At 69.7% G+C, this 15135-nt stretch carries 22 protein-coding genes; 16 read left to right on the top strand and 6 right to left on the bottom strand.

Annotated features, from left to right (window positions below; genetic code table 11):
• The first annotated feature begins 207 nt into the window (after positions 1-207).
• From ACN27J_RS13920 to ACN27J_RS13910, 3 genes are all read left to right on the top strand, one after another.
• Positions 208-1350 (top strand): LCP family protein, encoded by a 1143-nt coding sequence (locus tag ACN27J_RS13920; protein ID WP_421366621.1) that lies wholly within the window; start codon positions 208-210, stop codon positions 1348-1350.
• 85 nt (positions 1351-1435) lie between these two features.
• Positions 1436-1726, top strand: a complete 291-nt coding sequence (locus tag ACN27J_RS13915; protein WP_123603387.1) for a F0F1 ATP synthase subunit epsilon — start codon at positions 1436-1438, stop codon at positions 1724-1726.
• Positions 1727-1739: 13 nt separating this feature from the next.
• Positions 1740-2177 (top strand): DUF2550 domain-containing protein, encoded by a 438-nt coding sequence (locus tag ACN27J_RS13910; RefSeq protein ID WP_278171179.1) that lies wholly within the window; start codon positions 1740-1742, stop codon positions 2175-2177.
• Between the two features lie 22 nt (positions 2178-2199).
• On the opposite strand, the gene ACN27J_RS13905 is transcribed toward ACN27J_RS13910, so the two are convergent.
• Positions 2200-2589: a VOC family protein gene (locus ACN27J_RS13905; protein ID WP_421366619.1), complete on the bottom strand. Its 390-nt coding sequence runs from the start codon at positions 2587-2589 to the stop codon at positions 2200-2202.
• Positions 2590-2614: 25 nt separating this feature from the next.
• Entirely contained in the window at positions 2615-3187 is a 573-nt protein-coding gene (locus tag ACN27J_RS13900; protein WP_278171177.1) for a cob(I)yrinic acid a,c-diamide adenosyltransferase, read from the bottom strand.
• On the opposite strand from ACN27J_RS13900, the gene murA reads away from it, so the two are divergent.
• From murA to ACN27J_RS13880, 4 genes are all read left to right on the top strand, one after another.
• A complete protein-coding gene (gene murA / locus ACN27J_RS13895) occupies positions 3186-4619 on the top strand; it encodes a UDP-N-acetylglucosamine 1-carboxyvinyltransferase (protein ID WP_421366616.1) in 1434 nt (477 codons plus the stop codon). The two genes, ACN27J_RS13900 and murA, sit on opposite strands and share 2 nt — an antisense overlap.
• Positions 4620-4742: 123 nt before the next feature.
• Complete coding sequence (locus tag ACN27J_RS13890; RefSeq protein WP_421366614.1) at positions 4743-5591, top strand: 3-hydroxyacyl-CoA dehydrogenase family protein; 849 nt, start codon at positions 4743-4745, stop codon at positions 5589-5591.
• 40 nt (positions 5592-5631) lie between these two features.
• A complete protein-coding gene (locus tag ACN27J_RS13885; protein WP_421366612.1) occupies positions 5632-5919 on the top strand; it encodes a type II toxin-antitoxin system Phd/YefM family antitoxin in 288 nt (95 codons plus the stop codon).
• On the top strand, positions 5916-6203 hold the full coding sequence (locus tag ACN27J_RS13880) for a type II toxin-antitoxin system RelE family toxin (RefSeq protein WP_421366610.1): 288 nt from the start codon (positions 5916-5918) through the stop codon (positions 6201-6203). The genes ACN27J_RS13885 and ACN27J_RS13880 overlap by 4 nt, the downstream gene beginning before the upstream one ends.
• 13 nt (positions 6204-6216) lie before the next feature.
• Here ACN27J_RS13880 and ACN27J_RS13875 read toward each other — a convergent pair whose 3' ends face one another.
• Complete coding sequence (locus ACN27J_RS13875; protein ID WP_421372226.1) at positions 6217-6513, bottom strand: GNAT family N-acetyltransferase; 297 nt, start codon at positions 6511-6513, stop codon at positions 6217-6219.
• Positions 6514-6877: 364 nt separating this feature from the next.
• A complete protein-coding gene (locus tag ACN27J_RS13870) occupies positions 6878-7282 on the bottom strand; it encodes a DivIVA domain-containing protein (protein WP_421366608.1) in 405 nt (134 codons plus the stop codon).
• Positions 7283-7608: 326 nt separating this feature from the next.
• On the opposite strand from ACN27J_RS13870, the gene ACN27J_RS13865 reads away from it, so the two are divergent.
• From ACN27J_RS13865 to ACN27J_RS13850, 4 genes are all read left to right on the top strand, one after another.
• Positions 7609-7803: a hypothetical protein gene (locus tag ACN27J_RS13865; RefSeq protein WP_421366607.1), complete on the top strand. Its 195-nt coding sequence runs from the start codon at positions 7609-7611 to the stop codon at positions 7801-7803.
• Positions 7804-8250: 447 nt separating this feature from the next.
• Positions 8251-8469 (top strand): winged helix-turn-helix domain-containing protein, encoded by a 219-nt coding sequence (locus ACN27J_RS13860; protein WP_281551357.1) that lies wholly within the window; start codon positions 8251-8253, stop codon positions 8467-8469.
• Between the two features lie 340 nt (positions 8470-8809).
• Entirely contained in the window at positions 8810-8950 is a 141-nt protein-coding gene (locus ACN27J_RS13855) for a hypothetical protein (protein WP_421366605.1), read from the top strand.
• A gap of 125 nt (positions 8951-9075) precedes the next feature.
• The gene (locus ACN27J_RS13850; RefSeq protein ID WP_278171165.1) at positions 9076-9306 is read left to right on the top strand and encodes a winged helix-turn-helix domain-containing protein; all 231 of its coding nucleotides are present in this window, start codon (positions 9076-9078) and stop codon (positions 9304-9306) included.
• A gap of 284 nt (positions 9307-9590) precedes the next feature.
• Here the strand turns inward: ACN27J_RS13850 and ACN27J_RS13845 are convergent, their stop codons facing one another.
• Together ACN27J_RS13845 and ACN27J_RS13840 are read right to left on the bottom strand one after the other, a co-directional pair.
• The gene (locus ACN27J_RS13845) at positions 9591-10391 is read right to left on the bottom strand and encodes an ABC transporter permease (protein ID WP_421372225.1); all 801 of its coding nucleotides are present in this window, start codon (positions 10389-10391) and stop codon (positions 9591-9593) included.
• Between the two features lie 71 nt (positions 10392-10462).
• A complete protein-coding gene (locus ACN27J_RS13840; protein WP_421366603.1) occupies positions 10463-11323 on the bottom strand; it encodes an ABC transporter ATP-binding protein in 861 nt (286 codons plus the stop codon).
• A 146-nt stretch (positions 11324-11469) separates the two neighbouring features.
• Between ACN27J_RS13840 and ACN27J_RS13835 the strand changes: the two genes are divergently transcribed.
• The 5 genes from ACN27J_RS13835 to ACN27J_RS13815 are packed head-to-tail and all read left to right on the top strand — an operon-like array spanning position 11470 to position 15135.
• The gene (locus tag ACN27J_RS13835; protein WP_421366600.1) at positions 11470-11859 is read left to right on the top strand and encodes a GntR family transcriptional regulator; all 390 of its coding nucleotides are present in this window, start codon (positions 11470-11472) and stop codon (positions 11857-11859) included.
• Complete coding sequence (locus ACN27J_RS13830; RefSeq protein ID WP_421366597.1) at positions 11856-12749, top strand: ATP-binding cassette domain-containing protein; 894 nt, start codon at positions 11856-11858, stop codon at positions 12747-12749. The genes ACN27J_RS13835 and ACN27J_RS13830 overlap by 4 nt, the downstream gene beginning before the upstream one ends.
• Positions 12746-13471, top strand: a complete 726-nt coding sequence (locus tag ACN27J_RS13825) for a hypothetical protein (protein ID WP_278171158.1) — start codon at positions 12746-12748, stop codon at positions 13469-13471. Before ACN27J_RS13830 ends, ACN27J_RS13825 begins: the two co-directional genes overlap by 4 nt.
• Before the next feature lie 21 nt (positions 13472-13492).
• Positions 13493-14395, top strand: a complete 903-nt coding sequence (locus ACN27J_RS13820; protein ID WP_421366594.1) for an ABC transporter ATP-binding protein — start codon at positions 13493-13495, stop codon at positions 14393-14395.
• A complete protein-coding gene (locus ACN27J_RS13815) occupies positions 14392-15135 on the top strand; it encodes an ABC transporter permease (protein ID WP_421366592.1) in 744 nt (247 codons plus the stop codon). Before ACN27J_RS13820 ends, ACN27J_RS13815 begins: the two co-directional genes overlap by 4 nt.

Here is a 15135-nt window from a genome sequence, read left to right as displayed (position 1 = left end):
AGCCGTCGGCCTGGAGGAAGGGCTGACCCGCTCTGCGCCTGACGAGCGCCCCGCCATCGCGGCGGGGCGCTCGTCGCGTTTCACCCGACGCCCGTCGGAGACTCACCCGACGCCCGTGGCGTTTCACCCGACGCTCACCTGTGGCCCGCGTTTGTCGGCAACCGGCCGGGGTACCCGACCGGCTCTGCGGGGGACGGGGGTCGGAGCATGACGCAGCCGGATCGGAGCCGGGCACGCCCAGCGAGGCTGAGCCGTCCGGAACGGCTGGCGCTGCTCGCCGTACTCGTCGGGTTGCTTCTCGCCGGTGGGGCCGTGGTGGTGCTGAGCCGCACCGTTGCCGACCGGTACGCGGCCGCCGTACCCACTGCGGACCTGTTCGGCGACGTCGGCGTCGGCACCGGTGTGGACAGCGCTCCGGACGACCGGCTCACCGGCCCGGTCAACCTGCTGGTGGCCGGCATCGACCGGCCGACCGACCAGCCGGAGAAGGTGCCTCGAGCGGACACCGTGCTGCTGGTGCACGTGCCGAGCGGGCTGTCCCGGGCGTACCTGATCTCGCTGCCCCGGGACCTGCTGGTGGACGTCCCGGCGTTCGGTGTCAGCGGCCATCCGGGCGGCGTCGACCGGATCAACGCCGCGATGGCGTACGGCAGCCGGGTGCCCGGTGCCGAGCACCCGGACCCGGTGACCGGCTTCCAACTGCTCGCGGCGACGGTCTCGGCCCGCACCGGGATCGACCGGTTCGACGCCGGTGTGATCGTCAACTTCGCCGGCCTGGAACGCCTGGTCGACGCGGTCGGCGGGGTACGGATGACCATCGACGTCGATGTGCGCTCGGCGCACCGCCAACCGGACGGCCGGCTGCGGCCGGGCAATCCCGACGGCCCCGGGTACGTGGGTCCGCAGGCCGAGTACAAGCAGGGGGAGCAGCGGCTCAACGGCTGGCAGGCGCTGGACTACGTCCGGCAGCGGGAGAGCCTGCCGGACGGCGACTACGGCCGGCAGCGGCACCAACGGCAGCTCGTCCGGGCGTTGGCCGAGCAGGTGATCACCCGGGATCTGATCACCGAGCCGGGCCGGCTGACCGCGGTGCTGGAGGCCGCTGGCGAGGCGGTGGTGGTGGGCACCCGGGGCCGGTCGCTGGTCGACTTCGCGTTGGCGCTGCGCCAACTGCGTGCCGACGACATCGTCATGCTGGACCTGCCGGGCGTGGCTGTCACCGACCCGGGCGGCGGGTATCAGGGGGAGCGGTTCACCGACGACGCCGACGAATGCCTCGCCGCGTTGCGGGCCGGCACTCTCGACCAGTTCGTGTTGACCCGTCCTGAACTGGTCAATCGCGAAAAGTAACCGGTGCTCCGGCGGGCACCCGGCTGGGAGTCCGCGCATCGCCCCGATTAAACTCGGGTGGTCCTCGCCATCAAAGGAGTCCGCGTTGGCCAAGCAACTGCACGTCGAACTCGTCGCCGTCGAGGAGATGGTCTGGTCCGGTGAGGCCGAGATGGTGATCGCCCGCACCACCGAGGGTGAGCTCGGCGTACTGCCCGGCCACGCGCCGATGCTCGGCCAGCTCGCCGAGCCCGGCCAGGTGCGGATCACGCTGCCGGGGCGGGAACAGCTCGCCTACGACGTCGCCGGCGGGTTCCTCTCGGTGACCACCAACGGAGTGACGATTCTCGCGGAGGAAGCCACTCCGGCCGCCCCCGCCACCGCATCCGGACACTGAGCGGGCTGCGTCGATGTCGACCATCCAATGGTTCGGGATCGGCGTACTGATCCTGCTCGCCGCGATCCTGGTGCTGTTCGTCCGGCGGGCGCTGGTCGTCCGGGTGCGCGGCACCATCAAGTTGAGCTTCCGGGTCTCCACTATGGTCGACGGCCGTGGCTGGTCGTCCGGATTCGGCCGTTTTGCCGGTGATGAGCTGCGCTGGTACCGGATGTTCAGTTTCGCGCTGCGACCCAAACGTGTGCTGTCCCGGCACGGCCTGGCCGTGGAGAGCCGGCGCAGCCCGCGGGGGCAGGAGCGGCTCGCGTTGCCGCACGACTGGGTGATCCTGCGGTGCACCAGCCACCACGCGCCGGTCGAGATCGCGATGGCGGAGTCGACGGTCACCGGCTTCAGCTCCTGGCTCGAGGCCAGCCTGCCGGGCGGGAGTTCGCGCAGCCTCGCCGCCTGACCTCTCAAGGCGCATCCGGCGGTTACCCGTCGGCGACGAGCTCGACCTCGTAGCCGTACCGGTCGGCCAGGTACCCGGCGTAGGTGTCCGGCCCGCCCGCGTACGGATGCCGGTCGGCGAACAGCAGCGACCACCCGTGGGCCGGCGCCGCCGCGACCAGCTGGTCCACCCGCTGTCTGGGCCCGGCGTGAAACGCGACATGGTTCAGCCCCGGCGCGCACCGGTCGTGCCGCCGGGTGGTGAGCGCTGGGGACTCCTCCAACACCAGGTACGTCGTGCCGCACCGCCAGGAGCGGCCGGCCGGCCAGCGTTGGTACGCCTGCCAGCCGAGTTCACCCAGCAGCCAGGACCAGCCCGGTTCAGCCCCGGACAGATCGGGTACCCACAGCTCCACGTGGTGCAGTCCGGCCATCGGCTGATTCGCGATCTTGTCAGGATCAGCGCCCGCCGCCCGGTTTCCACAGCACGTCGCCGTCCGGGTTTGCGGTTCTGGACAAGATGAAGAGCAGATCCGAGAGACGATTGAGATACTTTGCCGGAAGAGCACTAGTTCGTTCCGGTTCGTGGGTGATCAGCGCCCATGCCGAACGCTCGGCCCGCCGAGCGACGGTGCGGGCCACGTGGAGCAGCGCGGCACCGGGGGTACCGCCTGGCAGGACGAAGGAGTCGAGCTTGGCCAGCCGTGAGTTGTGCTCGTCGCACCACCCCTCCAGCCGGGTGACGTACGCCTCGGTCACCCGCAGTGGCGGGTACGCCGGTTCCGGCTCGACCGGGGTGGCCAGGTCGGCGCCGACGTCGAACAGGTCGTTCTGGATCTGCCCGAGCATCCCGCGCAGCGTCTCGTCGAGATCACCGAGGGCGAGGGCGACACCGAGCGCGGCATTGCATTCGTCGACATCGGCGTACGCGCAGATGCGTGGGTCGGTCTTGGCGACCTGTTCGTTGTTGCTCAACCTGGTCGTGCCGGTGTCCCCGGCCTTGGTGTAGATGCGGGTGAGGTGGACGGCCATGAGCGACAGGGTACGGATTCTCAGCCGCGCCGGCAGCGCCACCGTCGAGCCGGCTCTGCTGCCGGCCGCGTCCGGGGACGTCATCCGGGTCGGCGGCGGTAGTCGGCTCGCCGGGATGGTGCCGGTGGAGGGCGCGAAGAACTCGGCGTTGAAACTGATGGCGGCGGCGTTGCTGGCACCGGGCCGGACGGTGATCGGCAACGTGCCGCGGATCACCGACATCGCCATCATGGCCGACGTGCTGCGCGGACTCGGCTGCGAGGTCACCATGAGCGAGTCCGACCCGCTGTCGGTTGCCGGACCGTCGTTGGCCGCCGGCTCGCGGTCGGCTGCTGGTTTGCGGCCGGTTGCCGGCTCGCCGCGCGCCGACACCGTGGTCATCGACGTACCGCCGGCACCCAGCTGTCAGCCCGACGTCGATTTGGTCCGCCGGCTGCGGGCGTCGATCTGCGTACTCGGCCCGCTGCTGGCCCGGTGCGGACGCGTCACCGTCGCCCAACCGGGCGGCGACGCGATCGGCTCGCGCGGGCTCGACATGCACGTGGCCGGCCTGGCCCGGATGGGTGCCGAGATCTCCGCCGCCGACGGCCTGGTCGTCGCCTCGGCCGCGCGGGGCCTGCACGGCGCGACGATCTGGCTGGACTTCCCGAGCGTCGGCGCCACCGAGAACCTGGTGATGGCGGCGGTACTGGCCGACGGGATCACCGAGATCGACAACGCGGCCCGCGAGCCGGAGATCGTCGACATCTGCGCGATGCTCACCGAGATGGGCGCCCAGATCGACGGTGCCGGCACCGCCACCCTGCGGATCGAGGGCGTGCCGGAGCTGCGGCCGGTCCGGCACTCCACCATCGGCGACCGGATCGTCGCCGGCACCTGGGCGTTCGCCGCCGCGATGACCCGCGGCGACGTCACCGTACGCGGCGTCGACCCGTCGTTCCTGGCGGTCGCCCTCGACAAGGTGGCGGCCTCCGGGGCCACCGTCGACACCAGCGGCGACGGATTCCGGGTACGCATGGAACGTCGGCCGAGGGCGGTGGACGTGGTCACCCTGCCGTTCCCCGGCTTCGCCACCGACCTGCTGCCGATGGCGATCGGCCTGGCCTCGGTCAGCGAGGGCGCGTCGCTGGTCACCGAGAACATCTTCGACGGCCGGTTCCAGTTCGTCGACGAACTGCTGCGGCTGGGCGCGGACATCAGGACCGACGGCCATCACGCGGTGGTACGCGGCCGGGAACGGCTGGTCGGCGGCCGGGTACGGGCGACCGACATCCGGGCCGGAGCCGGGCTGGTGATCGCCGGGCTGTGCGCCGAAGGGGTCACCGAGATCGCCGACGTGCACCACATCGACCGGGGCTACCCGAACTACGTGGCCGACCTGTGCTCGCTCGGCGTCCAGGTGCAGCGGCTGTCCGGGGCGCCGGCCGGCTGACCGCTGGGTGTGCTGTACGGCCAGCGGCCGACCGCCCCTACCGGGTTAGCGATCGTTCAGGTGCGCCGGATAAGCTGCCAGCTGGCACATCCGGTCGAGGCGCGTGGACGAGGAGATGCAGAGATGGCAGGTCAGCTGGCAGTGATCGGCGCGGGGTTGATGGGCTCGGGCATCGCCCAGGTTGCCGCCCAGGCGGGCTGGCAGGTCATCCTGCGCGACCTGGACGACACGGCGACCTCCCGGGGCGTCACCGGCATCCGCGCCTCGCTGGACAAGTTCGCCGGCAAGGGCGTGATCAGCGCCGACGACGTCGAGTCGACGATGGGTCGGATCGCCACCACCACCGAGCTGGAGGCGGCGGCCGACGCGGACGTGGTCGTCGAGGCCGTCTTCGAGCGCATCGAGATCAAGCACGAGGTGTTCCGGGCACTCGACAAGATCTGCAAGGCGGACGCGGTGCTGGCCACCAACACGTCGGCGATCCCGGTGACCCAGATCGCCGCGGTCACCGAACGCCCCGAATCAGTGGTCGGTACCCACTTCTTCTCCCCGGTGCCGATGATGAAGCTGTGCGAGCTGGTCCGCGGCTACAAGACCTCGGACGCGACGCTGGCCACCGCGAAGGCGTTCGCCGAGGAGATCGGCAAGACCTGCGTGGTGGTCAACCGGGACATCGCCGGCTTCGTCACCACCCGGCTGATCGCCGCGCTGGTCGTCGAGGCGGTCAAGCTCGTCGAGTCCGGCGTGGTCTCCGCCGAGGATCTCGACACCGCCTGCAAGCTGGGCTTCGGTCACGCGATGGGGCCGCTGGCCACTACCGACCTGACCGGCGCGGACGTGTTGCTGCACGCGGCGAAGAACATCTACGCCGACACCGCCGACGAGAAGTTCTTCCCGCCGGAGCTGCTGCAGCGGATGGTCACCGCCGGCGACCTGGGCCGCAAGACCGGCCAGGGCTTCTACAGCTACTGACATGGCCACGTGACCGAGGTTCGTGACTAGAATAGTAGTCATGACTACTATTCCGCTCGCGGACGCCAAGGCAAGGCTGTCTGCCGTTCTCGATGAGGTCCGTGATACCCATGAGCGGGTGGTGATCACCCGAAACGGACGACCTGAAGCGGTCATCATGTCGGTGTCTGACCTGGAGGCCCTCGAGGAGACCCTCGACCTGTTGTCCACGCCTGACGCAGTGGAGGAGATCCGGCAGGCTGAGGCTGACATCGCCGCTGGCCATGGCGTCGACGCTGACGAACTACTGCGCCAGCTTGCTGACCGCGCGCAGCGCGAACAGCAGTGAGCGACGAGGCGTACCGACTTTCCGTAGCGCCCGCTGCCCGGCGAGCCCTGACCGAGGGACCGCCTGTCGGTCTGCCGCTGGCCGTCGCGGCGGCTGTCGGTGCGTTCCTCACTGGCCCGTTGCTGGAAAGGCCCCATGTGGTCGGCAAGCCGTTGACCCGCGAACTGACCGATTATCACTCGGCACGACGCGGCGCGTACCGGGTGATCTACCGGATCGACGAGGACAACCGAACGGTGCATGTCACCCGCATCGATCACCGAACGGATGTCTACCGCCCGTAACGATCGCATCGGTTCAGCTGACGCGTAGTGCTGCTGCCAGAGGTGGTTGGTCGACCGGGTCGCCGGAGCGGCGCATGGCCCACAGCGGCGGCCCGCCGGCCGGCAGGTGCGCCACCCGGACGATCCGGTAGCCGTTGCGCAGGTGGAACGCCTGGGACCGTGGGCTGCTCGCCTCGACCACCGCGGGCATGCCGATCCGGTCGAGCCGGGAGTGGTGGGCGGCGAGCAGCGCCGACCCGATGCCTTGGCGGCGTAGCCAGGGCGCGGCCGCCAGGAACGCCAGATGGTGGTGTCGGCCGGTCGGTTCCAGGCGGTCGGCGGTGAAGGTGTAAGTGCGCGTACGGGCCGCCGGTCACCGCAGGCCCGCAACCGGCGCCGCTGATGTTCCGCCGACAGGAGCCGGTCTGCCGGGTGCGGGTACCAGATCGCCACGCCGTCGCAGTGCCCGACCACGTCGACGATGCCGTGCCGTACGGCGTACTCCAGCTCGGCGGTGAAGAACCGGTGCATCGTCAGGTACCGCAACGCGTGGTCGTCGATCAGCCAGGACACCACCGGGTCCAGTACGCACGCCTGTGCCAACAACTCCGCCAACGGCTCGACGTCGCCAGCGGTGGCGGCCCGTACGGTCAGCGCCGGACCGCCACTGCTGCCGGCCGCTGGCGTCGACCCAGTCACCGGCGCGCGCCGGCCTGGTAGACGCCGTGCCGAGTGGGCGTTGCCTGCGTGGACTGCCAGCGGCGCAGCGCGTCCTTGATCCGGTCGTTCTGTTCCCAGGTGCGTTCGAGTTCGGCGTACACGATGCCAAGATCGTGAGCGACGCGGTCGAGGAACGCGGCGACCTCGCCGGGGTCCAGGCCCCGGCCGCCGCCACGCCGGGGGACCGTCGGGAAGCGGTGGCTGCGGACCTGCCAGGGCCGGATTGGCCGGTACGCCGACCCGCGTTGGTTGTGGCCGGCGGGGTTGCCGGGTGTCCGGTAGACGCCGGTGGCGCTGCCGGCGGGCCAGCTGGCCGGTGGTGTGGCGGCCATCGCGCGTCGTTGCCGGCGAACCTGCCACCGGCGCCACAGTTTACGCATCTCGTCTTCCTCCCCATTGCTCGCTGCTGCTGGTGGTTCCGCTCATCCGTTGTGCCGGGTTGCCGGTGACGGGTGGACGGGGTGACCCTGCCGCTTGCCGATGCCGGCGGGACCACCCCCACCCCGATCACCGCAGCCCTCCTCGGCGGTACGGCGACCAGGGCGAACCTTGGTGGCCGGGACGCCCAGCGGCGTGACTCGCTACACGCCCCGACCGCTGCCACTCACGGGCTCATCTATGTGCCCAACAGCCTCACTTATCACTTCGACAGTGTCAAGTCGGTAAGTGCTGAAGTAGTAACACCTTGCCGACCTACGTTCAGGTCGTGAAGCTCGTCGCCCTGGCAGACATCGCCACGATGCTCGGCGGCGTGTCGAGGACGAGGGCTGTGGAGATCGTTCGCCGGCCAGGCTTCCCTGAGCCGATCGATGTGGTGGGCAACGGCCGGATGCGCATTTGGAGCCGCGTCGAGGTGGCGGCCTGGATCGCGGCCAACCGGCCAAGCCAGCGCGAGGACTGACCTCGCCGGGGTCGAGGCCCCGACCGCCGCCGCGCCGGGGGACCGTCGGGAAGCGGTGGCTGCGGACTTGCCACCGGCGCCACAGTTCACGCATCTCGTCTTCCTCCCCATTGCTCGCTGCTGCCGGTGGTTCCGCTCATCCGGGTTGCCGGTGACGGGTGGACGGGGCGGCCCTGCCGCTTGCCGATGCCGGCGGGGCCACCCCCACCCCGATCACCGCAGCCCTCCTCGGCGGTACGGCGACCAGGGCGAACCTTGGTGGCCGGGACGCCCAACGGCGTGACTCGCTACACGCCCCGACCGGAGGTGACCGCCCCAAGAGCCATCCGGGGGGCGTTCGCCATCAACCTACAATCGCCACCAGTTGTAGGTCAACGAGCAACGTACAACTGGTTGAGGTCGGAGGTAGAAGCGTGATCAAATGGGCATGCCATCCGGGGAGTGTGTATGCCCAAGCAGCAGTACCAAGTTCTGGCCGACGAGCTACGAGCGAAGATCGAGTCTGGCGAGTGGCCACCGGGCACAAAGCTGCCCAGCCGCTCACAGCTCTGCCGCGAGTACGACGTCTCGGACACCGTCGTCGGCAAGGCGATGATGATCCTCCGTGCCACCGGGCTGACCGAGACCCTCGAAGGAGTCGGAGTGTTCGTGGCCGAACCAAAGTGACTGCGTGTCGGCGTTGGGCGGGCCGGGGTGGCTCGGGCGGCCGTAGTTCATGATCAGGTGAGGCCTACGCACGTTAAAACGCGAAAATAACGCGCGTAGGCCTCACCTCGATAGCGTTCGGCAAGGCGAGGATGATCATCCGCGCCACTCGGCGGGGTGTCGGTGGCCAGTTCGGATCCCCGCTGGTGGCCAGGCGGCCGGTGGTGTGGCGGACATGGTGCGTCGTTGCCGGCGGACTTGCCACCGGCGCCACAGTTCACGCATCTCGTCTTTCCTCCCCATTGCTTGCTGCTTCCGCTGGTGTTGCTGCTGGTTCCGCTCATCTGGGTGTCGTTGGTGGGTGGACGGGGCGGCCCTGCCGCTTGCCGATGCCACCCCCACCCCGATCACCGCAGCCCTCCTCGGCGGTACGGCGACCAGGGCGAACCTTGGTGGCCGGGACGCCCAACGGCGTGACTCGCTACACGCCCCGACCGGGTGAAACCGCTCAGCGCCGACCGAGCAGCTCCGTCCACAACTTACGTTACTGGGTAACGTAACGCTACCCCGTAACGCATCTTTCCCCCGGCGTGTGGTGTCTTGTGGCTGCCGACCGAGGGAGCGCCGATGGCTACGCCGCTGTACCAGCAGATCGCCACCGACATCGCCGAGCAGATCCGCAGCGGAGTCCTCAAGCCTGGCGACAGGTTGCCGACCACCCGTCAACTCATGGCGCACTATGACGTGAGCGAGACGGTCATCCGTTTTGTGATGATCCAGCTCAAGGCAGAACGCCTCGTGTACGGCCAGCAGGGACGCGGCGTCTATGTCAGCGACTCCACTGGCCCATCGAGGTGAGGCCTACGCACGTTAAAACGCGAAAATAACGTGCGTAGGCCTCACCTCGATAGCGGTACGGCAAGGCGAGGATGATGATCCGCGCCATCTGGGTGCCTGGGGCGACTACGAGATCAAGAGACCGTAGACCCTTGACACGCGCCACTTCGCAGTGTCGACGGCTGGGGTGTCGGCGGTTGTGTCGCCTCGCGGGGTTGGTGGTATCGGTTGAGCTTGATGCCTCAGGTGCATCAAGATGCACCTGAGGCATCACGTCTTCGGCGCGCACCTTGGTGCCCCGGGAGTCAGCCGTCGCGTTTGGTGGTCCAGCGGAACGTGGTCAGGCAGAGCACCAGGCCGATGACGCACCAGACGCCGAGCACCAGCGCGACCATGCCCAGCTCGAACGAGCCGCCCGGCTCCTGGGTGCCGAACGCCTCCGGCAGGAAGACCGAGCGCAGCCCCTGGCACATCCACTTGAGCGGGAACAGCGCGGCGATCTGCTGCATCCAGCCGGGCAGCGCGGTGAAGACGAAGAAGACGCCGGAGGTGAACTGCAGCACCAGTGACACCGGGGTGGCCACCGCCGAGGCGCTGCGACCGCTGCGGGCCAGCGACGAGAACGCGATGCCGCACAGCGTGCAGGCGGTGATGCCGAGCACCGACACCCAGCCCAGGGTGAACCACTTGAACGCCGTATCCGGTAGCTGCAGATCGAACAGCAGGGTCGCGACGGCCAGCAGGAGCACCGTTTCGGCGAACCCGATCACCGCCACCATGATGACCTTGCCGGCGAAGTAGACCCATTTCGGCATCGGGGTGCCACGCAGCCGCTTGAGCACACCCCGGTCCCGCTCGATCGGGATCTGGATGGCCAGGCTCTGGAAGCCGACGGTCATCAGCCCGGTGGCGATCATGCCGGTGATGAAGTACTGGGTGAACCGTACGCCGTCGGTGATCTCCCCGGTGAAGATCGACGCGAAGATCAGGATCATGATGACCGGGAAGGCCATCGTGAAGACGACCGACTCGCGGCTGCGCATGAACTGCCGGATCTCCAGCTTGCCCTGCCGCAGCCCGAGCCGCGCCGGGCCGACCCGGGACACGGCCGCCGAGGTGCTGGAAGCGCCCGCCGACGGCGAGGTCACAGTGCCGGCGGTGCCGCCGGTGGTCGCGTTCACTTGTGTCCAATCATCCGCAGGTAGACGTCTTCCAGGGTGGGTCGGGTGACGGTCAGGCCGGGGACCTCGCCGTCGAAGCGCGCGGCCAGGTCGGCGATCAGCTTCGTCGGCGTCGCGCTCTCCTCGCGATGCGCCGTCCCGTCGGCGGTACGCCAGGAGACGGTGGCCAGGGCGTCGCGCCGGCCGCCCAGCTCGGCCGGCGGTGCGACCTCGACGAGCCGGCCGGCGGCGATCACTCCGACCCGGTCGGCGAGGGCCTCCGCCTCGTCCAGGTAGTGGGTGGTCAGCAGGATGGTGGTGCCGGCACCGGCGAGTGACCGGATCAGCTCCCAGAACTCGCGGCGGGCCTCCGGGTCGAATCCGGTGGTCGGCTCGTCGAGGAAGAGCAGCTCCGGTCGGCCGACGATGCCGAGCGCCACGTCGAGGCGACGCTTCTGCCCGCCGGACAGGGTGTGGGTGCGGGCCTTCGCCTTGTCGGCCAGGCCGACCCGGTCGATCACCGTCGCCGGGTCGTCCGGTGCCGGGTAGAAGGCGGCGAAGTGGCCGACCACCTCGGCGACGGTCAACTCGTCGAACTCGCCGGTGCCCTGCAGCACGATGCCGATCCGGGAGCGCCACTGCGGCGTACCAGGGTCGGGGTCGACGCCGAGCACTCGGACCTCGCCGGCGTCGCGGCGGCGGTAGCCCTCCAGGATCTCGACGGTGGTGGTCTTGCCGGCGCCGTTCGGGCCGAGCAGAGCGAACACCTCGCCCCGCCGCACGGTCAGGTCGACCCCGTCCACCGCCGGTGTCCCGGCGTACATCTTGCGCAGCCCGTGTACCTCGATGGCCGGCGCGTCCGCCGCCTTGTCGCTCATGGCGTCAACTATCGCCCCTGCCGTGCGAGGGGAGGCGTCCGGGTGTCGTGGTGGTGACGGACACCGCTGGCGGGCTGGACCGCACTGGTTCCTCGGTGCTACGGTTCATTACACGAGTAACGAACCAGTGAACCAGAGGTGCTCCCGTGTTCGATGATCGAAGTCCGATCTATCAGCAGATAGCCGACAAGATCAAAAACGACATCCTGAGCGGGGCGCTGCAGGAGGGCGAGCAGGTCATGTCCACCAACCAGTACGCCAGCTACTACCGGATCAACCCCGCCACCGCCGCCAAGGGCTTCCACCAGCTCATCGACGAGGGCGTGCTGTTCAAGAAGCGGGGCATCGGCATGTTCGTCAGCCCCAACGCCCGCGAGACGCTGCGCGGCCAGCGCCGCGACCGGTTCTTCACCGAGGTTGTCGACCCGATGGTCACCGAGGCCCGGATCATCGGCATCCCGTTGACCGAGGTCGTCGCCCGCATCCAGCAGACAGGGACTGCTTCGGACCAGCAGACAGGGGAGGAACACCAGTGACCGGCCTGGGCATCGAGACCCGCAACCTCACCGTCCGCTACGGCGACACCGTCGCCGTCGACTCGCTCGACCTCACCCTCGCCCCGGGCAAGATCTACGGACTGCTCGGCCGCAACGGCTCCGGCAAGACCAGCCTGCTCGCCGTACTGTCCGCTTTCCGGGCCGTCACCAGCGGCACGGTACGCATCGGCGGCGCTGACCCGTTCGAGAACGCGGCGGTCATGTCGCAGATCGCGTTCGTCCGGGACAAGGTCGATGCCCAGGACACCGACCGGGTCAGCTGCATCCTGGACCTCGCCGCGACACTGCGTCCGAACTGGGACGCCGACTACGCCGCCCGCCTGGCCGAGCGGTTCGACCTGCCGATGCGTAAGCGGCTCAACGGGCTGAGCCGGGGCATGAAGTCGGCGCTCAGCGTCACCCTCGGGCTGGCCGCCCGGGCACCGCTGACCATATTCGACGAGGCCTACCTCGGCCTCGACGCGCCCAGCCGGTACGCCTTCTACGAGGAAGTGCTCAACGACTACCTCGCGCACCCGCGCACCATCGTGCTCTCCACCCACCTGATCGAAGAGGTCGGGTCGCTGTTCGAGGAGGTGGTGGTGCTGCACCGGGGCCGGCTGGTCGCCCACGAGGAGACCGAGACGCTGCGGGCCCGGGGGACCGCGGTGACCGGCCCGGCCGCCGCCGTCGACGCGTTCGTCACCGGACGCACCGTGCTCGGCAGCCAGCAGCTCGGCGGCACCCGGTCCACCACCGTCTTCGGCGCCATCGACGACGGCGACCGGGCCGCCGCCCGCGCCGCCGGCCTGGAGCTCGGCCCGATCGGGCTGCAGGACCTGTTCGTACACCTCACGGCGGACACCACGGACAAGGAGGCCCGGCGATGAACGCCACCGCCTGGAAGGTCACCCGTACGCTGCTGCGCCGGTCGCTGCCGCTGGCCGGGTGGTACTGGACGATCATCTACCTGGTCTGGGCCGTGGTCATCGGCCTGATCGCCCGGTTCGGCACGGTCGAAGCGAGCATGTGGCAGAACATGGGCCTGCAGGCACCGCGCTGGTTCACCTTCGTGTTCGGCATCATCGCCGTCGGCACCTACCTGCCGATGTTCGTCGCCCACGGCGTCACCCGGCGGGACGCGCTGATCGGCTCCTGGGGCTTCCTCGTGCCGTACGCCCTCGGCTTCTCCACCCTGACGACGCTCGGCTTCGGCCTCGAATACCTGACCCTCGACGTCTTCGGTCTGCTCGACGGGCTCACCGAGCCGTACCTGGTCGGTTCGGCAGGCGACGCCGCCGCGATCTGGCTGGAGTACAGCCTGGTCAACCTGGGCTACATGGCGGCCGGGGTACTGACCGCGATCGTCTACCACCTGCTCAATCCGTGGTGGGGGACGTTGCTGCTGCCAGTGGTGCTGCTGCCGGCGTTCGTCGTCGAGATCGGCTTCCGTACCGAATGGACCGGGTTCGGCCTCGCCCGGATGCTCGGCCTTGACGACGAGGCACACGCTGGCACCGGGACGGCGATCGCGCTGCTGACCCTGCTGGTCGCCGGTGCCGTCACCTGGCTGCTGGTCCGCCGGCTGCCACTGAAGAAGATCTCCGGCTGAGGAGAGCTGAGGAGCGACGCCATGTCCGTCATCGAGATCGAGCATCTGCACAAGCGGTACGGCGACCTAATCGCGGTGGACGACGTGTCGTTCACCGTCGATGAGGGGGAGATCTTCGGGATCCTCGGCCGTAACGGTGCCGGCAAGACCACCACTGTGGAGTGCGCGCTCGGGCTGCGCCGGCCGGACCGGGGCACCGTACGGGTGCTCGGCCTGGACCCGCAGCGCGACGGCGCGCGGCTGCGCCAGCAACTCGGGGCGCAGCTGCAGGAGAGCCAGCTGCCGGAGCGGATCAAGGTGTGGGAGGCGCTGGAGCTCTACAGCTCCTTCTACCGGCAGCCGGCCGACTGGCGGGAGCTGCTCGACCTGCTCGGCCTGTCCGCCCGGCACGACGCCCGCTTCGGCCAGCTCTCCGGCGGGCAGAAGCAGCGCCTGTCCGTCGCCCTGGCCCTGGTCGGCGACCCGAAGGTGGCGTTCCTCGACGAGCTGACCACCGGGCTGGACCCGGCGGCCCGCCGGGACACGTGGGGACTTGTCGAATCGGTCCGCAACCGGGGCGTCACCCTGGTGCTGGTCACGCATCTGATGGAGGAGGCGGAGCGGCTCTGCGACCGGGTCGCGGTGATCGACGCCGGCCGGGTGGTCGCCCTCGACACCCCGGCCGGGCTGGCCGCCAGCGTCGACAGCGGGCAGCGGATCCGGTTCGTCCCGGACCGACCGCTCGACCTCGCCCTGCTGACCGAGCTACCGCAGGTCACCGCCGCGACCATCGACGGTCGTGAGGTCGTCGTCGACGGTGGTGCGGAGCTGTTCTTCGCCGTCGCGGCGGTGCTGTCCCGGCACGGCGTCACGCCACGCGAGCTGCGCCTGCAGCAGGCGACGTTGGACGACGCGTTCCTCGCCCTCACCGGAGGTGACCGGTGACCGCGCTACGCCGGCTCACCGTGATGGAGGCCAAACTGTTCCTGCGGGACCCGGCGGCGATCGTGATGTCGCTGGCCTTCCCGATGCTGCTGATCGTCGTGCTGGGTGTGGTGATGCCGGGCTTCCGTACCCCCGTTGCGGAGCTTGCCGGCCTGCGTCCGATCGACATCTACCTGCCGGTGGTGGTCGCGCTGGCGGTCGCCGGCGTCGCGATCAACTCCCTGCCGACGACCACGGCCGGGTACCGGGAACGCGGGGTGCTGCGCCGGATGGCCACCACCCCGGTACGCCCGGCGAAGCTGCTCGGTGCCCAGCTGCTGGTCTCGGTGGCCGCGACGACGCTCGCGGTCGGTCTGGCCGTCGCCGCGGCGACGGTCGCGTTCCGGGTGCCGCTGCCCGAGCACCCGGTGAGCTTCCTCGGCGTGTTCCTGCTCGGCGGGGCGGCCACCTTCACGGTCGGGTTGCTGATCGCGGCGCTGGCGTCGACCGGACGGGCGGCGAACGCCATCGGCATGCTGGTCTACTTCCCGATGCTGTTCTTCGCCGGGGTGTGGACCCCCGGGCCGATGATGCCCGAGACGATCCGCCGGTTGAGCGACCTCACCCCGCTCGGCGCGCTGAGCCAGGCCTTGCAGGCCAGCTGGGCCGGGCATGCGGTTCGCCCGCTGCACCTGCTGGTGATGGTCGGCTACCTGGCGGTGGTCGGTGCCCTGGCGGCCCGCTTGTTCCGCTGGCGGTGA

This window comes from Solwaraspora sp. WMMB762, assembly GCF_049179115.1.
Taxonomy (GTDB): Bacteria; Actinomycetota; Actinomycetes; order Mycobacteriales; family Micromonosporaceae; genus Micromonospora_E.
The sequence above is the reverse complement of the archived record's forward strand: the minus strand, read 5'-3'. Positions and strand labels throughout refer to the sequence as shown.

Excerpts from the sequence above, each read along its gene's own strand:
- ACN27J_RS13890 (WP_421366614.1), top strand. The coding sequence starts at position 4,743 with ATGGCAGGTCAGCTGGCAGTGATCGGCGCGGGGTTGATGGGCTCGGGC.
- ACN27J_RS13905 (WP_421366619.1), bottom strand. The coding sequence starts at position 2,589 with ATGGCCGGACTGCACCACGTGGAGCTGTGGGTACCCGATCTGTCCGGG.
- ACN27J_RS13850 (WP_278171165.1), top strand. The coding sequence starts at position 9,076 with ATGGCTACGCCGCTGTACCAGCAGATCGCCACCGACATCGCCGAGCAG.
- ACN27J_RS13920 (WP_421366621.1), top strand. The coding sequence starts at position 208 with ATGACGCAGCCGGATCGGAGCCGGGCACGCCCAGCGAGGCTGAGCCGT.
- ACN27J_RS13860 (WP_281551357.1), top strand. The coding sequence starts at position 8,251 with ATGCCCAAGCAGCAGTACCAAGTTCTGGCCGACGAGCTACGAGCGAAG.
- ACN27J_RS13840 (WP_421366603.1), bottom strand. The coding sequence starts at position 11,323 with ATGAGCGACAAGGCGGCGGACGCGCCGGCCATCGAGGTACACGGGCTG.
- murA (WP_421366616.1), top strand. The coding sequence starts at position 3,186 with ATGAGCGACAGGGTACGGATTCTCAGCCGCGCCGGCAGCGCCACCGTC.
- ACN27J_RS13870 (WP_421366608.1), bottom strand. The coding sequence starts at position 7,282 with ATGCGTAAACTGTGGCGCCGGTGGCAGGTTCGCCGGCAACGACGCGCG.
- ACN27J_RS13820 (WP_421366594.1), top strand. The coding sequence starts at position 13,493 with ATGTCCGTCATCGAGATCGAGCATCTGCACAAGCGGTACGGCGACCTA.
- ACN27J_RS13900 (WP_278171177.1), bottom strand. The coding sequence starts at position 3,187 with ATGGCCGTCCACCTCACCCGCATCTACACCAAGGCCGGGGACACCGGC.
- ACN27J_RS13910 (WP_278171179.1), top strand. The coding sequence starts at position 1,740 with ATGTCGACCATCCAATGGTTCGGGATCGGCGTACTGATCCTGCTCGCC.
- ACN27J_RS13885 (WP_421366612.1), top strand. The coding sequence starts at position 5,632 with ATGACTACTATTCCGCTCGCGGACGCCAAGGCAAGGCTGTCTGCCGTT.
- ACN27J_RS13825 (WP_278171158.1), top strand. The coding sequence starts at position 12,746 with ATGAACGCCACCGCCTGGAAGGTCACCCGTACGCTGCTGCGCCGGTCG.